Annotated in this window: 12 protein-coding genes; 8 read left to right on the top strand and 4 right to left on the bottom strand. The window is 51.2% G+C overall.

Annotated features, from left to right (window positions below; translation table 11 throughout):
* Window positions 1-145: 145 nt before the first annotated feature.
* The 3 genes from prc to msrC all read right to left on the bottom strand — a co-directional run bounded on the left by prc (window position 146) and on the right by msrC (window position 3,494).
* Window positions 146-2,194, bottom strand: a complete 2,049-nt coding sequence (gene prc, locus OGX67_RS09720; protein WP_003034960.1) for a carboxy terminal-processing peptidase — start codon at window positions 2,192-2,194, stop codon at window positions 146-148.
* Between the two features lie 19 nt (window positions 2,195-2,213).
* Entirely contained in the window at window positions 2,214-2,900 is a 687-nt protein-coding gene (gene proQ / locus OGX67_RS09715) for an RNA chaperone ProQ (RefSeq protein WP_003034957.1), read from the bottom strand.
* A gap of 96 nt (window positions 2,901-2,996) precedes the next feature.
* Window positions 2,997-3,494, bottom strand: coding sequence for a free L-methionine (R)-S-oxide reductase MsrC (gene msrC, locus OGX67_RS09710; RefSeq protein WP_003034953.1), 498 nt, complete (start codon window positions 3,492-3,494; stop codon window positions 2,997-2,999).
* Window positions 3,495-3,622: 128 nt separating this feature from the next.
* Between msrC and yebS the strand changes: the two genes are divergently transcribed.
* From yebS to OGX67_RS09685, 5 genes are all read left to right on the top strand, one after another.
* The gene (gene yebS, locus OGX67_RS09705) at window positions 3,623-4,906 is read left to right on the top strand and encodes a membrane integrity lipid transport subunit YebS (RefSeq protein WP_286526397.1); all 1,284 of its coding nucleotides are present in this window, start codon (window positions 3,623-3,625) and stop codon (window positions 4,904-4,906) included.
* Entirely contained in the window at window positions 4,875-7,508 is a 2,634-nt protein-coding gene (locus tag OGX67_RS09700) for a PqiB family protein (protein WP_257651119.1), read from the top strand. The genes yebS and OGX67_RS09700 overlap by 32 nt, the downstream gene beginning before the upstream one ends.
* Window positions 7,509-7,587: 79 nt before the next feature.
* Window positions 7,588-9,009: a 16S rRNA (cytosine(1407)-C(5))-methyltransferase RsmF gene (rsmF, locus tag OGX67_RS09695; protein ID WP_257651118.1), complete on the top strand. Its 1,422-nt coding sequence runs from the start codon at window positions 7,588-7,590 to the stop codon at window positions 9,007-9,009.
* A gap of 100 nt (window positions 9,010-9,109) precedes the next feature.
* Window positions 9,110-9,346, top strand: a complete 237-nt coding sequence (locus OGX67_RS09690) for a YebV family protein (RefSeq protein WP_029139506.1) — start codon at window positions 9,110-9,112, stop codon at window positions 9,344-9,346.
* A 102-nt stretch (window positions 9,347-9,448) separates the two neighbouring features.
* The gene (locus OGX67_RS09685; RefSeq protein WP_003034941.1) at window positions 9,449-9,640 is read left to right on the top strand and encodes a YdfD/YebW family protein; all 192 of its coding nucleotides are present in this window, start codon (window positions 9,449-9,451) and stop codon (window positions 9,638-9,640) included.
* On the opposite strand, the gene pphA is transcribed toward OGX67_RS09685, so the two are convergent.
* Window positions 9,641-10,282 (bottom strand): protein-serine/threonine phosphatase, encoded by a 642-nt coding sequence (pphA, locus tag OGX67_RS09680; RefSeq protein ID WP_003034937.1) that lies wholly within the window; start codon window positions 10,280-10,282, stop codon window positions 9,641-9,643.
* A 484-nt stretch (window positions 10,283-10,766) separates the two neighbouring features.
* Here pphA and OGX67_RS09675 point away from each other — a divergent pair, with 484 nt between their 5' ends.
* The 3 genes from OGX67_RS09675 to OGX67_RS09665 all read left to right on the top strand — a co-directional run bounded on the left by OGX67_RS09675 (window position 10,767) and on the right by OGX67_RS09665 (window position 14,141).
* Entirely contained in the window at window positions 10,767-11,438 is a 672-nt protein-coding gene (locus OGX67_RS09675; protein ID WP_286526393.1) for an SOS response-associated peptidase, read from the top strand.
* Window positions 11,439-11,527: 89 nt separating this feature from the next.
* Window positions 11,528-12,688, top strand: a complete 1,161-nt coding sequence (locus OGX67_RS09670; RefSeq protein ID WP_063942054.1) for an IS30-like element ISCfr4 family transposase — start codon at window positions 11,528-11,530, stop codon at window positions 12,686-12,688.
* Window positions 12,689-13,014: 326 nt separating this feature from the next.
* Window positions 13,015-14,141 (top strand): IS3-like element ISSen4 family transposase gene (locus tag OGX67_RS09665; RefSeq protein ID WP_286525769.1). Its coding sequence is split into 2 segments (ribosomal slippage): window positions 13,015-13,279 and window positions 13,279-14,141, totalling 1,128 coding nucleotides; the frame shifts between segments, so codons are not numbered across the junction.
* Window positions 14,142-14,170: the final 29 nt, after the last annotated feature.

The following is a 14,170-nucleotide window of genomic DNA, read 5'->3' as shown; positions in this document are numbered from 1 at the left end:
ATATCGTATGGGTCTTATGACTATTTTCAAGCATCCATAGGTGCTAAGTCACCAGAAAGACACAACTTTACATTTTATCGTATCAGGCTGACGTCTTCATGCACTTGTTAAAAAAACAGGCACAATTTCTTGTGCCTGTTCGAGGTTATTGACTGGTTGCGGGCTGTTCCGCTGGCTTCTCTTTCTCAAGATGCGCCAGGTCGAGCGCGATTTTTACCGTTTCATCCAGGTACGGATCCGGCTCCTGGTAATCCTTCGGCAGATCGTCCAGTTTCTTCAATGGCGGTTTGCCTTCACGTTTAAACCGATCGTTGATACGCGCCAGACGCATTGCGTCATCTTCGTTATTCTCTTTTTCACGCTGAGCGTAATTCAGAGAAGCGATGTTGCGTTTATCCTTCATCGCATTGAAACGCGCAATGTCCTTCATGATGTACTGGAACTCAGGATCGTTCGCAATACGTGCATTGTGCTCTTTCAGCAATTCAGGTCCGAACGGCGTCAGATTATCTGACTTAGTGTAGGTCGCAGCATCAATGCTGTCCCACGGCAGTGCGTTATCTTCAAACTTCTCGCCGGTTTCAGTTTCTTCATTACCTGTCGGCATGATGATATCCGGCGTAACGCCCTTACGCTGCGTGCTGCCACCGTTTACACGGTAGAATTTCTGGATCGTGTACTGAACAGAACCCAGCGCTGGCCATTCCGGACGCAGCATCTGATCGTAAATACGGTTCAGGGAGCGATACTGCTGGACGGTGCCTTTCCCAAAGGTTGGTTCACCAACGATCAACGCTCGGCCATAATCCTGCATTGCCGCAGCGAAAATCTCTGATGCTGAGGCGCTGAAGCGATCGACCAATACCACCAGCGGGCCTTTGTAGTACACAACGCCGTCGGTATCGCTGTCTTCACGCACTTTACCGTTATTATCACGAACCTGAACCACCGGGCCGGAAGGAATGAACAGACCGGAAAGCGAAACCGCTTCAGTCAGTGCTCCACCACCGTTAGTACGCAGATCGATGATAATACTGCTGACATTTTGTTTTTCCAGTTTCTGCAGTTGGACTTTGACATCATCAGTCAGGCCTACATAGAAGCCAGGAATATCCAGTACGCCAACTTTTTCTTTGCCAACGGTTTTCACGGACATTTTTACGGCGCGGTCTTCGAGACGAATACGTTCACGCGTTAGCGTCACGGTGCGCGTCTTGGTACCTTTACCGGCAGGCAGAATTTCAAGGCGTACCTTGCTGCCTTTAGGTCCTTTGATCAGTGCCACGACGTCATCCAGACGCCAGCCAATCACATCGACCATGCCCTTGCCCGTCTGCCCGACGCCGACAATACGATCGCCAACGCTGATCGACTTGCTCTTGGCTGCCGGACCACCTGCCACCATGGAGTTAATGACGGTGTAGTCATCATCCATTTGCAGAACCGCGCCAATACCTTCCAAAGACAAGCTCATTTCAGTATTGAACTGCTCGGTATTGCGCGGAGAGAGATAGTTAGTATGCGGGTCGATTTCACGGGCGAACGCTGTCATCGCCAGTGAGAACACATCTTCGCTGTTGGTCTGCGCCAGACGGCGAATCGCAAATTTGTAGCGGCGCGTCAGCGTTTCGCGAATTTCCGCATCGGTTTTACCGGTCAGCTTCAGGCTGAGTTCGTCAAATTTAACCTTACCGTCCCACAGCGCATTAAGCTCTGCTTCGCTCTTCGGCCACGGCGCTTTGCTTCGGTCGAGGTTAAACGTGTCGTTACCGGTAAAATCCATTGGACGTGCCAGTACGCTTAATGCGTACTGATAACGTTCAAATCGGCGTTTTTGCGCCAGATTATAGAGATCGTAAAAGACATCCAGCTTGCCAGTGCGCAGTTCATCGCCGAGGACCGTTTTCTTTTTTGCATACTGTTCGATATCGCTCGCCAACAGCACATTGTGGCTGTAGTCGAGCAAATTCAAATAGCGGTCAAAAATTTTTGCCGAAAACGCCTGATCCAGATCGAACTGGCGATAGTGTGATCGCGTAAAACGCGACGTCACACGTTCGCTTACCGTCGCATGCTGGGTTTCTTCCTTTAAAACGGGGATTTGATCGGCACGCGTGATGTCTTCCACAGCAAGTGCCTGGCCTGCTAATGCAAGCAGACCAGCTAACGCAGTAAGCCTAAAAAAAGTGTTCATGCCAGGCCTGGCCTCCGTTTCAGAACACCAGGTGTTCTGCGCGTACAATCAAAGACATACCCGAATTCAGCTGTACACGGACGCCATCTTTGGTGATTTCTAATACGGTGGCATCCATCGCATTATTTCCTGCTTTCACCTTCAGAGACTGCCCTACCGTCAGTACTGAAATATCAGATACCGGGGTATGCTGTTCTTCGCGAGGAGCACGCGGTGCTTTTGCTGCTGGTTTTTCAGCGCGAGGTTTACGCTCTGCACCTTCTTTACGACGCGGTGCAGGACGCGGCTTACGCTCACGACGCGGTGCGCCTTCTTTTTCACCGGCAGCAGCAGCCGCTTCGCGTTTTTTCGCCTGTTGCTCTGCGCGTTGCGCCTGAACACGGGCTTTAGCTTCTTCCAGCTGTTTGCGCGCATGTTCAACATGTTGTTCATCCAGCTCACCACAAGGGTTGCCGTCGAGATCAACACGCGTTGCGCCCAATTTAACGCCGTACAGATAGCGCCAGCTTGAAGTATAGAGACGTAAGGCAGAACGGAGCTGAGTCTTGCTGAGGTTCATTTCGCCCTCAACACGCTCTACCAGATCCTGAAAAATGCCAATTTTCAGTGGGCGCGCTTCGCCTTCCGCACTAAAACACTGCGGGAAGCGTTCGGCCAGAAACGCGATGACTTCTTTACTGCTATTCAACTTAGGTTGATTTTCCATGAAATTTCCTGATTACAACGGACGTAGCCAACAAGCGCAGGCATGAACAGGCGACATTATAATGACGTCATCAGTAATTGCTACGTTATCCGTTGATTATCCTGCGACGTGCGCAAAGAATTTTTTGTAATCCGTCGTTGCAAGCACGGTTTCAAGCTGTGCCACCAGTGTACGCAGACCTTGTTCATCTTCCTCAGTAAAGCGGCCAAACGCCGTGCTATCGATATCCAGCACGCCGATTATCTGATTTTCGACGGTGATAGGCAGGACGATTTCAGCGTTGCTGGCGGCATCACAAGCAATGTGCCCATCAAAAGCATGTACGTCCTCAATACGCTGAACCTGGTTCTGCGCCACTGCTGTACCGCACACACCACGCCCTACCGGGATCCGCACGCAGGCAATTTTGCCCTGGAAGGGACCAAGCACCAGCGTATCGTCCTCAAGCAGGTAAAAACCGGCCCAGTTCACTTCTGCAAGACGCTCGTACAACAATGCGCTGGTATTCGCCAGCGTTGCCAGAAAACTGGTTTCACCTGCCATCAATGCCTGAAAATCACGGTTCAGATCCGTGTATAGCTCTATTTTGTTCATTATGTAATCACTTAGTTGTCTTACTTAAAACTGCAGCCTACTAAAATAAACATTAAATGCGTTAATGCTCAAGATCATTCCCGTCATGAGTTAAGATAACATTACTTCAACAATTTGATTCGCGATACATGGCCTTAACGACACCACGCATCACGCCAACTAAAAAAATAGCCATCAGGTCCATCGGTGAGGCACTACCTCGTGCACATTATCATCGCTGCCCTGAATGTGACCTGATATTTAGCTTGCCTAAAATGCGTTCGCACCAAAGTGCCTTTTGCCCACGCTGCCAGGCAAAAATTCGTGACGGACGCGACTGGTCATTAACGCGACTTGCGGCAATGGCTTTCACCATGTTGCTGCTGATGCCCTTTGCCTGGGGAGAGCCACTCCTGCACATATATTTATTAGGCGTGCGCATTGATGCCAATGTTATGCAAGGCATCTGGCAAATGACCCGACAAGGTGACCCCCTCACTGCTTCTTTCGTGCTTTTTTGCGTCGCTGGCGCGCCGCTAATTCTCGTGACCTCAATTGCTTATCTGTGGTTTGGCAATATTCTTGGGATGAACCTGCGCCCGGTGCTGCTGATGCTGGAAAGGCTCAAAGAGTGGGTGATGCTCGATATCTATCTTGTGGGCATTGGCGTCGCGTCGATCAAAGTTCAGGACTATGCTTTTTTGCAACCCGGTGTGGGGCTGTTTGCTTTTATTGCGCTGGTGATCCTCAGTATTTTGACGCTGTCGCACCTCAACGTAGAGCAGCTTTGGGACCGATTTTACCCGCAAAGACCAGCCCGTCGCCCTGATGAAAAGCTCCGCGTCTGCCTCGGCTGTCACTTTACAGGTTATCCGGACGCTCGGGGTCGCTGCCCTCGTTGCCATATCCCGCTGCGCTGGCGCAGGAATCAAAGTATCCAAAAGTGTTGGGCGGCGCTACTGGCCTCGATTGTCCTGCTTTTGCCTGCTAATCTGCTGCCCATCTCGGTAATTTATGTCAACGGTGATAGGCAGGAAGACACTATCCTGTCAGGCATAATGTCTTTGGCAAACAGCAACGTCGGCGTGGCGGCGATCGTTTTTATCGCCAGTATTTTGGTGCCATTCACCAAAGTGATTGTGATGTTTACGTTGCTCATCAGCATCCATTTTAACTGCGAGCAAGGATTGCGTACCCGCATAAAACTGCTGCGTATGGTGACCTGGATTGGCCGCTGGTCGATGCTGGATCTCTTTGTTATCGCTTTAACCATGTCGCTGATTAATCGCGATCAGATACTTGCTTTTACTATGGGACCGGCTGCGTTTTATTTCGGCGCGGCGGTAATATTGACTATTCTTGCTGTGGAATGGCTGGACAGCCGCTTACTTTGGGATGCACATGAGTCAGGAAACGCCCGCTTCGCAGACTGAAGCGCAGATTAAAACAAAACGCCGTATCTCTCCGTTCTGGCTGCTGCCGTTCATTGCGCTGATGATCGCAGGATGGCTTATCTGGGGAAGCTATGAAGATCGCGGCAATACCGTAACCATTGACTTCATGTCCGCGGACGGCATTGTACCAGGACGCACGCCCGTTCGTTATCAGGGCGTTGAAGTGGGCACGGTGCAGGATATCAACCTCAGCAAAGATCTGCGTAAAATTGAAGTCCGCGTCAGCATCAAATCGAGCATGAAAGATGCACTGCGCAAAGATACCCAGTTCTGGCTGGTCACGCCGAAAGCGTCGCTGGCCGGAGTTTCAGGTCTGGATGCGTTGGTTGGTGGTAACTATATCGGCATGATGCCCGGAACCGGCGAGGAAGAAGATCATTTTGTTGCCCTCGACACGCAGCCCAAATACCGTCTGGATAATGGCGATTTGATGCTGCATCTGCGGGCGCCTGACCTCGGTTCGCTCAATAGCGGTTCGCTGGTTTATTTCCGTAAGATTCCGGTGGGCCGGGTGTATGACTACACTATCAACCCCAACAATCAGGGCGTAACTATCGACGTGCTGATTGAACGTCGGTTTACCAATCTGGTGAAAAAAGGCAGCCGCTTCTGGAACGTCTCCGGTGTGAATGCGGATGTCAGCCTCAGCGGCGCGAAGATCAAACTGGAGAGTCTGGCCGCGCTGGTCAATGGCGCCATTGCTTTTGATTCGCCTGAAGACTCAAAACCCGCCGCAGCCGACGACACGTTTGGTTTATATCAGGATCTCGCGCACAGCCAGCGCGGGGTGATCGTCAAGCTTGACTTACCCAGCGGGGACGGACTCAAAGCTGGCTCAACATCGCTGATGTATCAAGGATTACAAGTCGGCCAACTCACCAAACTGGATTTAAATCCAGGCGGTAAAGTGACTGGAGAAATGACGGTCGACCCCAGCGTCGTAACGCTGCTGCGCGACAACACGCGGATTGAATTACACAGCCCTAAATTATCGTTAAACGATGCCGATCTCAGCTCACTGCTGACGGGTAAAACGTTTGAACTGGTCCCCGGCGAAGGCGAGCCGCGTAGCCAGTTTGTTGTTATCCCCGCAGAGAAGTCGTTGTTACACGATCCAGGGGTCATGACATTTACGCTCACCGCACCGGAGAGTTACGGTATTGATGCTGGCCAGCCGCTGATTCTCCACGGCGTTCAGGTCGGTCAGGTGATTGAGCGCACGCTTTCCAGCAAAGGCGTTTCATTTACCGTTGCCATCGAACCGCAGCATCGTGACCTGGTGCAAGGTGACAGTAAGTTCGTGGTCAACAGCCGCGTGGACGTCAAAGTCGGACTTGATGGCGTGGAGTTCCTTGGCGCCAGCGCCAGCGAGTGGCTCAGCGGCGGCATTCGTATTTTGCCCGGTACCAAGGGGGAAATGAAAAAAAGCTACCCGCTGTATGCCAACCTGGAAAAAGCGATTGAAAACAGCCTGAGCGATCTGCCAACCACCACGGTCAGCCTGAGCGCCGAAACGCTGCCTGATGTGCAGGCCGGCTCGGTGGTTCTATACCGCAAATTCGAGGTCGGTGAAGTGATCAGCGTTCGTCCTCGCGCCGATGCGTTTGATATCGATCTGCATATTAAACCGGAATATCGCAACCTGTTGACCAGCAACAGCGTGTTCTGGGCCGAAGGCGGAGCAAAAGTTCAGCTTAACGGCAGCGGATTAACCGTACAGGCATCTCCCCTTTCACGCGCGCTCAAAGGGGCAATTAGCTTCGATAATTTAAGCGGTGCCAGCGCCAGCCAACGCAAAGGCGACAAGCGCATTCTGTATGCTTCGGAAACCGCCGCGCGTGCGGTAGGCGGCCAGATAACGCTGCATGCGTTCGATGCCGGTAAACTCGCTGCTGGCATGCCGATTCGCTACCTGGGAATCGATATCGGCCAGATTCAGACGCTTGAGCTGATCACCGCCCGTAACGAAGTGCAGGCAAAAGCGGTTCTGTACCCGGAATACGTGCAGACCTTCGCGCGAAGCGGTACCCGTTTCTCCGTGATCACCCCGCAAATTTCGGCAGCTGGCGTGGAGCATCTGGATACAATCCTGCAGCCGTACATCAACGTTGAACCCGGACGCGGTAATCCGCGCCGTGATTTTGAGCTGCAGGAAGCCACCATTACCGACTCTCGTTACCTCGATGGTCTGAGTATTGTGGTGGAAGCACCGGAAGCAGGTTCACTGAATATCGGAACCCCAGTTTTGTTCAGAGGTATTGAAGTGGGGACCGTCACCGGGCTGACGCTGGGCTCGCTTTCCGATCGTGTGATGGTTGCCATGCGCATTAGCCAGCGCTATCAGCATCTGGTGCGCAACAACTCCGTGTTCTGGCTGGCATCCGGCTACAATCTTGACTTCGGCCTGACTGGCGGTGTCGTGAAGACCGGTACCTTCAATCAGTTCATCCGCGGCGGCATCGCCTTCGCGACTCCACCAGGTACACCGCTGGCTCCTAAAGCGCAGGCAGGTAAACACTTCCTGTTGCTCGAAAGCGAACCGAAAGAGTGGCGTGAATGGGGAACCGCCCTGCCACGATAATCTCTCCACTTGCTCCGGCGTACTCGCGCCGGAGCACTTATGCTACACTACGCACCTGTTTTTTTGCCGGTGGTACCAAGTGGCTTATTTTCCCGACGCCTTTCTGACTAAAATGCGTGAAGCAATGCCTTCCACGCTCTCATTAGATGATTTTCTCGCTGCCTGTCAGCGCCCGTTGCGCCGCAGCATTCGCGTCAATACGCTGAAAATCTCCGTTGCCGATTTCCTCACACTGACAGCATCTTACAACTGGTCTCTCACTCCGGTTCCCTGGTGTGCTGAAGGTTTCTGGATCGAACGCGATGAAGAAGAGTCAGTGCCGCTCGGTAGCACAGCAGAACATTTAAGCGGCCTGTTTTATATTCAGGAAGCCAGCTCAATGCTGCCAGTCGCTGCGCTGTTTGCCGAAGGTAATACCCCTGAACGCGTAATGGATGTCGCGGCAGCCCCCGGTTCCAAAACCACGCAAATTGCCGCAAAGATGAATAATCGAGGCGCCATTCTGGCGAATGAATTTTCTGCCAGTCGCGTCAAAGTCCTGCATGCCAATATCAGCCGTTGCGGGATAGCCAACGTCGCCCTGACCCATTTTGACGGACGAGTATTTGGCGCTGCGTTGCCGGAATCATTTGATGCCATATTGCTGGACGCCCCGTGTTCCGGGGAAGGCGTAGTGCGTAAAGACCCCGATGCGCTAAAAAACTGGTCGCCAGAAAGTAATCTGGAAATTGCCGCAACTCAGCGCGAACTGCTCGACAGCGCCTTTCACGCTCTGCGCCCCGGCGGCACGTTGGTTTACTCCACCTGTACACTTAACCGTGACGAAAATGAAAACGTCATGCAGTGGTTGATTGAAACCTACCCGGACGCCGTCGAGTTTTTACCACTCGGCGATTTATTTCCACAGGCCGAACGCGCCCTGACGCCGGAAGGATTCCTGCATGTGTTTCCGCAAATTTACGATTGCGAAGGTTTCTTCGTTGCGCGTTTGCGCAAAACAGCCGCCATCCCTCCACTACCTGCGCCGACATATAAAGTCGGTAACTTCCCGTTTAGCCCGCTGAAAGGACGCGAGTCTGCGCTTGTCGCGCAAGCCGCGAGCGCTTGTGGACTGCAGTGGGAAGATAATTTACGCCTGTGGCAGCGCGATAAAGAGATTTGGCTATTCCCAACAGAAATTGAGCCACTGATCGGCAAAGTCCGCTTTTCCCGACTCGGCGTCAAATTAGCGGAAACGCACAATAAAGGCTACCGCTGGCAGCATGAAGCCGTCATCGCGCTCGCCAACCCAAATCACAGCCATGCGTTTGAACTGACGCTTGCCGAAGCTGAAGAGTGGTACCGCGGCCGGGATGTCTACCCACAAGCCACACCGACGAGTGACGACGTACTGGTTACATTCCAGCATCAGCCTATCGGTCTGGCAAAACGTATTGGATCGCGACTGAAGAATAGCTACCCACGCGATCTTGTCCGGGATGGCAAACTCTTTACGGGATAACGCACGTTTTTACTGGCGCTTTTGCTAACGTTGACTACGCTGAAAAATGGACGATCTAACTGGTCGTACCACAATTAGCAAATTAACGGAGAGCACGATGATGAAAACCAGTGTGCGCATTGGCGCTTTTGAAATCGACGACGCCGAGTTACATGGCGAATCGCCGGGGGACCGAACGTTAACCATTCCGTGTAAATCCGACCCGGATTTATGTATGCAACTGGATGCCTGGGATGCCGATACCAGCGTCCCGGCCCTGTTGAACGGAGAACATTCAGTACTATTTCGCGAACACTACGATCGTAAGTCAGATGCCTGGATCATGCGCCTTGCCTGATTCAAAAAGAACCCGTCGCCAGACGGGTTATTTCTTGGTTAATTTCCCTCATCTATCAACATCTTCTACACTACAGCTATGGCTTTACCATTTGAGGATGGAATGTTCACGCTGGTTCTTTTTGTGTGCTACCTGGATGGCGGTTGTGAAGATATCGTGGTTGATGTCTACAAAACTGAGCAGCAGTGCCTGATATCGATGGACGATCAACGTATTCGTAACGGAGGGTGTTTACCCGCGGATGACTACATTGATAGTTTCTGGCACCCGGCCCAGGAATACAGCGATTTTTGATTATTGCAGTTGTACCAGCGTTAACTCGCCGCCAAATACAGCACCGGTATCAATATAATGCAGATTCTCGCGATCCAGCCGATGGCGCAACGGCGTGTGGCCAAACCAAAAGTGATCCGCGCCGCGAATCCCACAACCGTTGTTCATTAGCCTCGAACGATCCCACAGCACACGCTGTAAATCGATCTTTTTTAGCCACTGATAATCATCATCCGGGTAATCGGCATGAGCAATAACGTGTATGCCGTTTTGACAGTGCAGCTCCAGAATCCAGGGTAATTGCCAACACTCTTCAAGAGCGAATTTCGCTGCCGGTTGCTCCGCCTGCGCATACCACGAGCCACCATTCATTAACCACATGAATTTATCCCCCGTCGCCAGCGCGTCCAGCGCCATCTGTTCATGATTCCCCCTGACCGCGACAATCCAGCGTTTACGCAATAATTTCAGGCAACGCAAACTGTCTGGTCCACGGTCAATAACATCCCCCACTGAAACCAGCAGATCCTGCCAGGGATCAAAACGGTACTGCCGCAGTTTAGCCATCAGTATCGAGAAGCAGCCGTGGATATCCCCAACCACCCAGACGTGACGCCACTGCGTACCGTCGATTCGTTGATAGATATTGTCAGGTCGTCCCATGTCGCCTCCAGAGTACAAGGGTACCTGGTTATAATTTTAGCAATGATGGTAAAAAAGCCTGGACGATCGTGGGCAGGAGTATGGTATGGTTTATGGAGAATGCAGCATGCGATAAGTCGTGTTTTGCCCTGGATGGCATCGCATTCGCCACATAAAAAGAGACCGAATACGATTCCTGTTTACAAATCAAAACGTAATAATCTATAAACCTCAATAACTTAACACCAAAAAGCCACTAAAAAACACCTCCTGATACTTACTATTGCACCCATTCAAGATCAATCAGTTGCTATTGGTTTCGTGGCGTCGTCGGGAAAGGTTCGGGATCGCATTGTTCCAGCATCTACCCATTTTTAAGAATTCATCAATTCACAAAACCATCATTCCGACTTACCTTACAAGCTTCTTTTTAAATCATTACCGGTGCGCACCACTTTTTCTTCCTGCCCTATACTTTCAGTCTGACATATGGCTGGAGGTTTCTATGTGTGGACGTTTTTCACAGTCGATGACGCGTGAAGACTATCTCGCCCTTCTCGCTGGCGAAGTCGAACGAGACATTCCATATGATCCCGAACCAATAGGACGTTTTAACGTCGCGCCAGGCACCAAAGTTCTGCTTCTAAGCGAACGTGACGAGAAACTCCATCTTGATCCAGTTATCTGGGGATACGCCCCCGGATGGTGGGATAAACCCCCGCTAATTAACGCACGCTCTGAAACTGCGGCCACCAGCAGAATGTTTAAACCACTCTGGCAACATGGTCGCGCAATTTGCTTTGCTGATGGCTGGTACGAATGGAAAAAAGAAGGTGACATAAAGCAGCCCTACTTTATTCATCGAGCCGATGGCCAGCCGATTTTCATGGCGGCGATCGGCAGCACACCATTCGAACGTGGAGATGAAGCTGAAGGATTCCTGATAGTAACAGTTGCTGCCGATAAAGGACTGGTAGATATTCACGACAGGCGGCCACTGGTACTGTCACCAGATGCTGCTCGCGAATGGATGAGGCAGAATGTTGGAGGGAAAGAAGCGGAGGAGATTGTAGCTGACGGTTCCGTGTCCGCTGATAAATTTTTGTGGCACGCCGTGACGCGTGCCGTCGGGAATGTTAAGAATCAAGGACCAGAGTTAATCCAAACTATGCGTTAATGTACGATGCGACAGGGGAAAACGTCTGCTTTGAGCTGTGAGTTCAACGGGTCGATGCAACGCTATCCTTAATCAAGGGGGACGTTGTCATGAAACGAAGAACTCGGATTAACTACACGCCAGAGCAGAAGGCAATTATCTGGGACAGATATAAGCAAGGTGATTCTCTACATGATATCGCCAGAATGTTCGACAGATATCATTCTTCCATTATGCCCACTATCCACCAGACAGGCGGCTATCGTCCTCCCGTGCGAAAACGGCACCGATTAGCGCTTTCGCTTGATGAAAGAGAGGAGATATCCAGAGGGCTGGTAGCAAAACTCAGTATCAGGGATATCGCCGCCAAATTATCAAGAGCGCCCTCAACGATTAGCCGCGAGGTCAGGAGGCACGGTGGTGCAAAACAATACCGTGCAGCAAAAGCCGATGCTACTGCGTGGGAAAATGCACTGAGACCAAAACCTTGCAAGCTAATTGGAAGCCCCGCATTGTGTAAAATCATTGCAGAGAAGATGCATCAGGACTGGTCGCCGGAACAGATCGCCGGTTGGCTGAAACGCTGTTATCCGGATAATCAGGAAATGCATGTGTCACACGAAACGATTTATAAAACGCTTTTTATACAAACCCGGGGAGCATTAAAAAAAGAGCTGCAGCAATGCCTCAGAAGCGGAAGAGCAGTGCGTAGATCCAGAACGTCATCGCTTAAAGGGAAAGGATTAGGGTCAATCCCGAACACGATACCTATCAGCGAAAGGCCACCAGAGGCGGCTGACAGAGCCATCCCAGGTCACTGGGAAGGTGACTTGATTCAGGGCTCGAAAAACTCCTATATCATCACCCTCGTAGAACGTCATTCTCGTTTTGTTATGCTGGCGAAGATCAGAGACAACAAGACCATAACGGTTATATCTGCACTCATCAGACAAGCCCGGGAATTACCTGCTGAGCTTTATAAAACATTAACTTGGGATCGTGGCGCTGAAATGACCAGCCACACACGATTTACTATAGCGACAGACATTCAGATTTATTTTTGTGATCCTCAATCTCCCTGGCAACGTGGCTCAAATGAAAATACGAACAGATTGCTCAGACAATATTTTCCAAAAGGAACTGACTTATCGGTTCACAGCCAGCAAAGACTTAACAGTGTTGCCAGACAGCTCAACGAAAGGCCGAGAAAAACGCTAGACTATGAATCACCCGCAGAACGGTTCAATCAATGTGTTGCATCCATCGGTTGAACTCACAGCGAGGAGCAGACATTGATTTAGCTGGATTGAAGGTAATTAAAACGTTTCTGCATGGTTTTCAGGGAAACGTTAGGACTTACAAAATGAGTCAAAATCAGTCCTCACAACGTTGCAAGACTTAATAAAAAGCATTACTCGGAAAAGATCGGGCAATGCTTCAATTCTGCAAAGAGATACTTAATGTTTACATTGTAGCTTACAAGGGGTTATCAAAATCCTAGGAGGCCTTTAGTCGGCGTAACCTTCTGACCTGCTCCCCGTTGATTAGTACACCCCGATGTTAGTAATGTCTTCATAAGCCACATGAGGACATCCCCATGAAGAAGCGTTTTTCCGACGAACAGATCATCAGTATTCTCCGCGAAGCCGAAGCCGAAGCTGGGGTACCCGCCCGTGAACTCTGCCGCAAGCATGCCATTTCCGATGCCACGTTTTACACCTGGCGTAAGAAGTATGGCGGTATGGAGGTGCCTGAAGTTAAGCGCCTGAAGTCGCTTGAGGAAGAGAACACCAGACTCAAGAAGCTGCTTGCCGAAGCCATGCTGGATAAAGAGGCGCTTCAGGTGGCTCTTGGGCGAAAGTACTGACGACAGACCAGAAGCGGGAAGCCGTGATGTTGATGTGTGATGCGACCGGTCTGTCGCAACGTCGTGCCTGCAGGCTTACAGGTTTATCCCTGTCGACCTGCCGCTATGAGGCTCACCGTCCGGCTGCTGATGCGCATTTATCAGGGCGCATCACTGAGCTGGCACTGGAGCGCAGGCGTTTTGGCTACCGTCGTATTTGGCAGTTGCTGCGCCGTGAAGGGCTTCATGTTAATCATAAGCGCGTGTACCGGCTTTATCACCTCAGTGGCCTGGGCGTAAAACGCAGAAGACGTCGTAAAGGGCTGGCAACAGAACGTCTGCCGCTGCTCCGTCCGGCGGCGCCCAATCTGACCTGGTCGATGGATTTCGTCATGGACGCACTTTCCACCGGTCGCAGGATCAAGTGTCTTACCTGCGTCGATGATTTCACAAAGGAATGCCTGACGGTCACTGTTGCCTTTGGGATTTCAGGCGTTCAGGTCACGCGTATTCTGGACAGCATTGCACTGTTTCGAGGCTATCCGGCGACGATAAGAACTGACCAGGGGCCGGAGTTCACTTGCCGTGCACTGGATCAATGGGCCTTTGAGCATGGTGTTGAGTTGCGCTTAATCCAGCCGGGCAAGCCAACGCAGAACGGATTTATTGAGAGCTTTAACGGACGATTTCGCGATGAATGTTTGAATGAGCACTGGTTCAGCGATATCGTTCATGCCAGGAAAATTATTAATGACTGGCGGCAGGATTATAACGAATGCCGCCCGCACTCCACGCTGAATTATCAGACACCGTCTGAATTTGCAGCGGGCTGGAGAAAGGGTCATTCTGAGAATGAAGATTCCGACGTTACTAACTGAGTGTTGTATCTAATCGTGGGGGCAGGTCA

The organism is Citrobacter sp. Cf118 (assembly GCF_030334095.1).
Lineage (GTDB): Bacteria > Pseudomonadota > Gammaproteobacteria > Enterobacterales > Enterobacteriaceae > Citrobacter > Citrobacter freundii.
The sequence above is the reverse complement of the archived record's forward strand: the minus strand, read 5'-3'. Positions and strand labels throughout refer to the sequence as shown.

Excerpts from the sequence above, each read along its gene's own strand:
- prc (WP_003034960.1), bottom strand. The coding sequence starts at position 2,194 with ATGAACACTTTTTTTAGGCTTACTGCGTTAGCTGGTCTGCTTGCATTA.
- proQ (WP_003034957.1), bottom strand. The coding sequence starts at position 2,900 with ATGGAAAATCAACCTAAGTTGAATAGCAGTAAAGAAGTCATCGCGTTT.
- msrC (WP_003034953.1), bottom strand. The coding sequence starts at position 3,494 with ATGAACAAAATAGAGCTATACACGGATCTGAACCGTGATTTTCAGGCA.
- yebS (WP_286526397.1), top strand. The coding sequence starts at position 3,623 with ATGGCCTTAACGACACCACGCATCACGCCAACTAAAAAAATAGCCATC.
- OGX67_RS09700 (WP_257651119.1), top strand. The coding sequence starts at position 4,875 with ATGAGTCAGGAAACGCCCGCTTCGCAGACTGAAGCGCAGATTAAAACA.
- OGX67_RS09690 (WP_029139506.1), top strand. The coding sequence starts at position 9,110 with ATGAAAACCAGTGTGCGCATTGGCGCTTTTGAAATCGACGACGCCGAG.
- OGX67_RS09685 (WP_003034941.1), top strand. The coding sequence starts at position 9,449 with ATGTTCACGCTGGTTCTTTTTGTGTGCTACCTGGATGGCGGTTGTGAA.
- pphA (WP_003034937.1), bottom strand. The coding sequence starts at position 10,282 with ATGGGACGACCTGACAATATCTATCAACGAATCGACGGTACGCAGTGG.
- OGX67_RS09675 (WP_286526393.1), top strand. The coding sequence starts at position 10,767 with ATGTGTGGACGTTTTTCACAGTCGATGACGCGTGAAGACTATCTCGCC.
- OGX67_RS09670 (WP_063942054.1), top strand. The coding sequence starts at position 11,528 with ATGAAACGAAGAACTCGGATTAACTACACGCCAGAGCAGAAGGCAATT.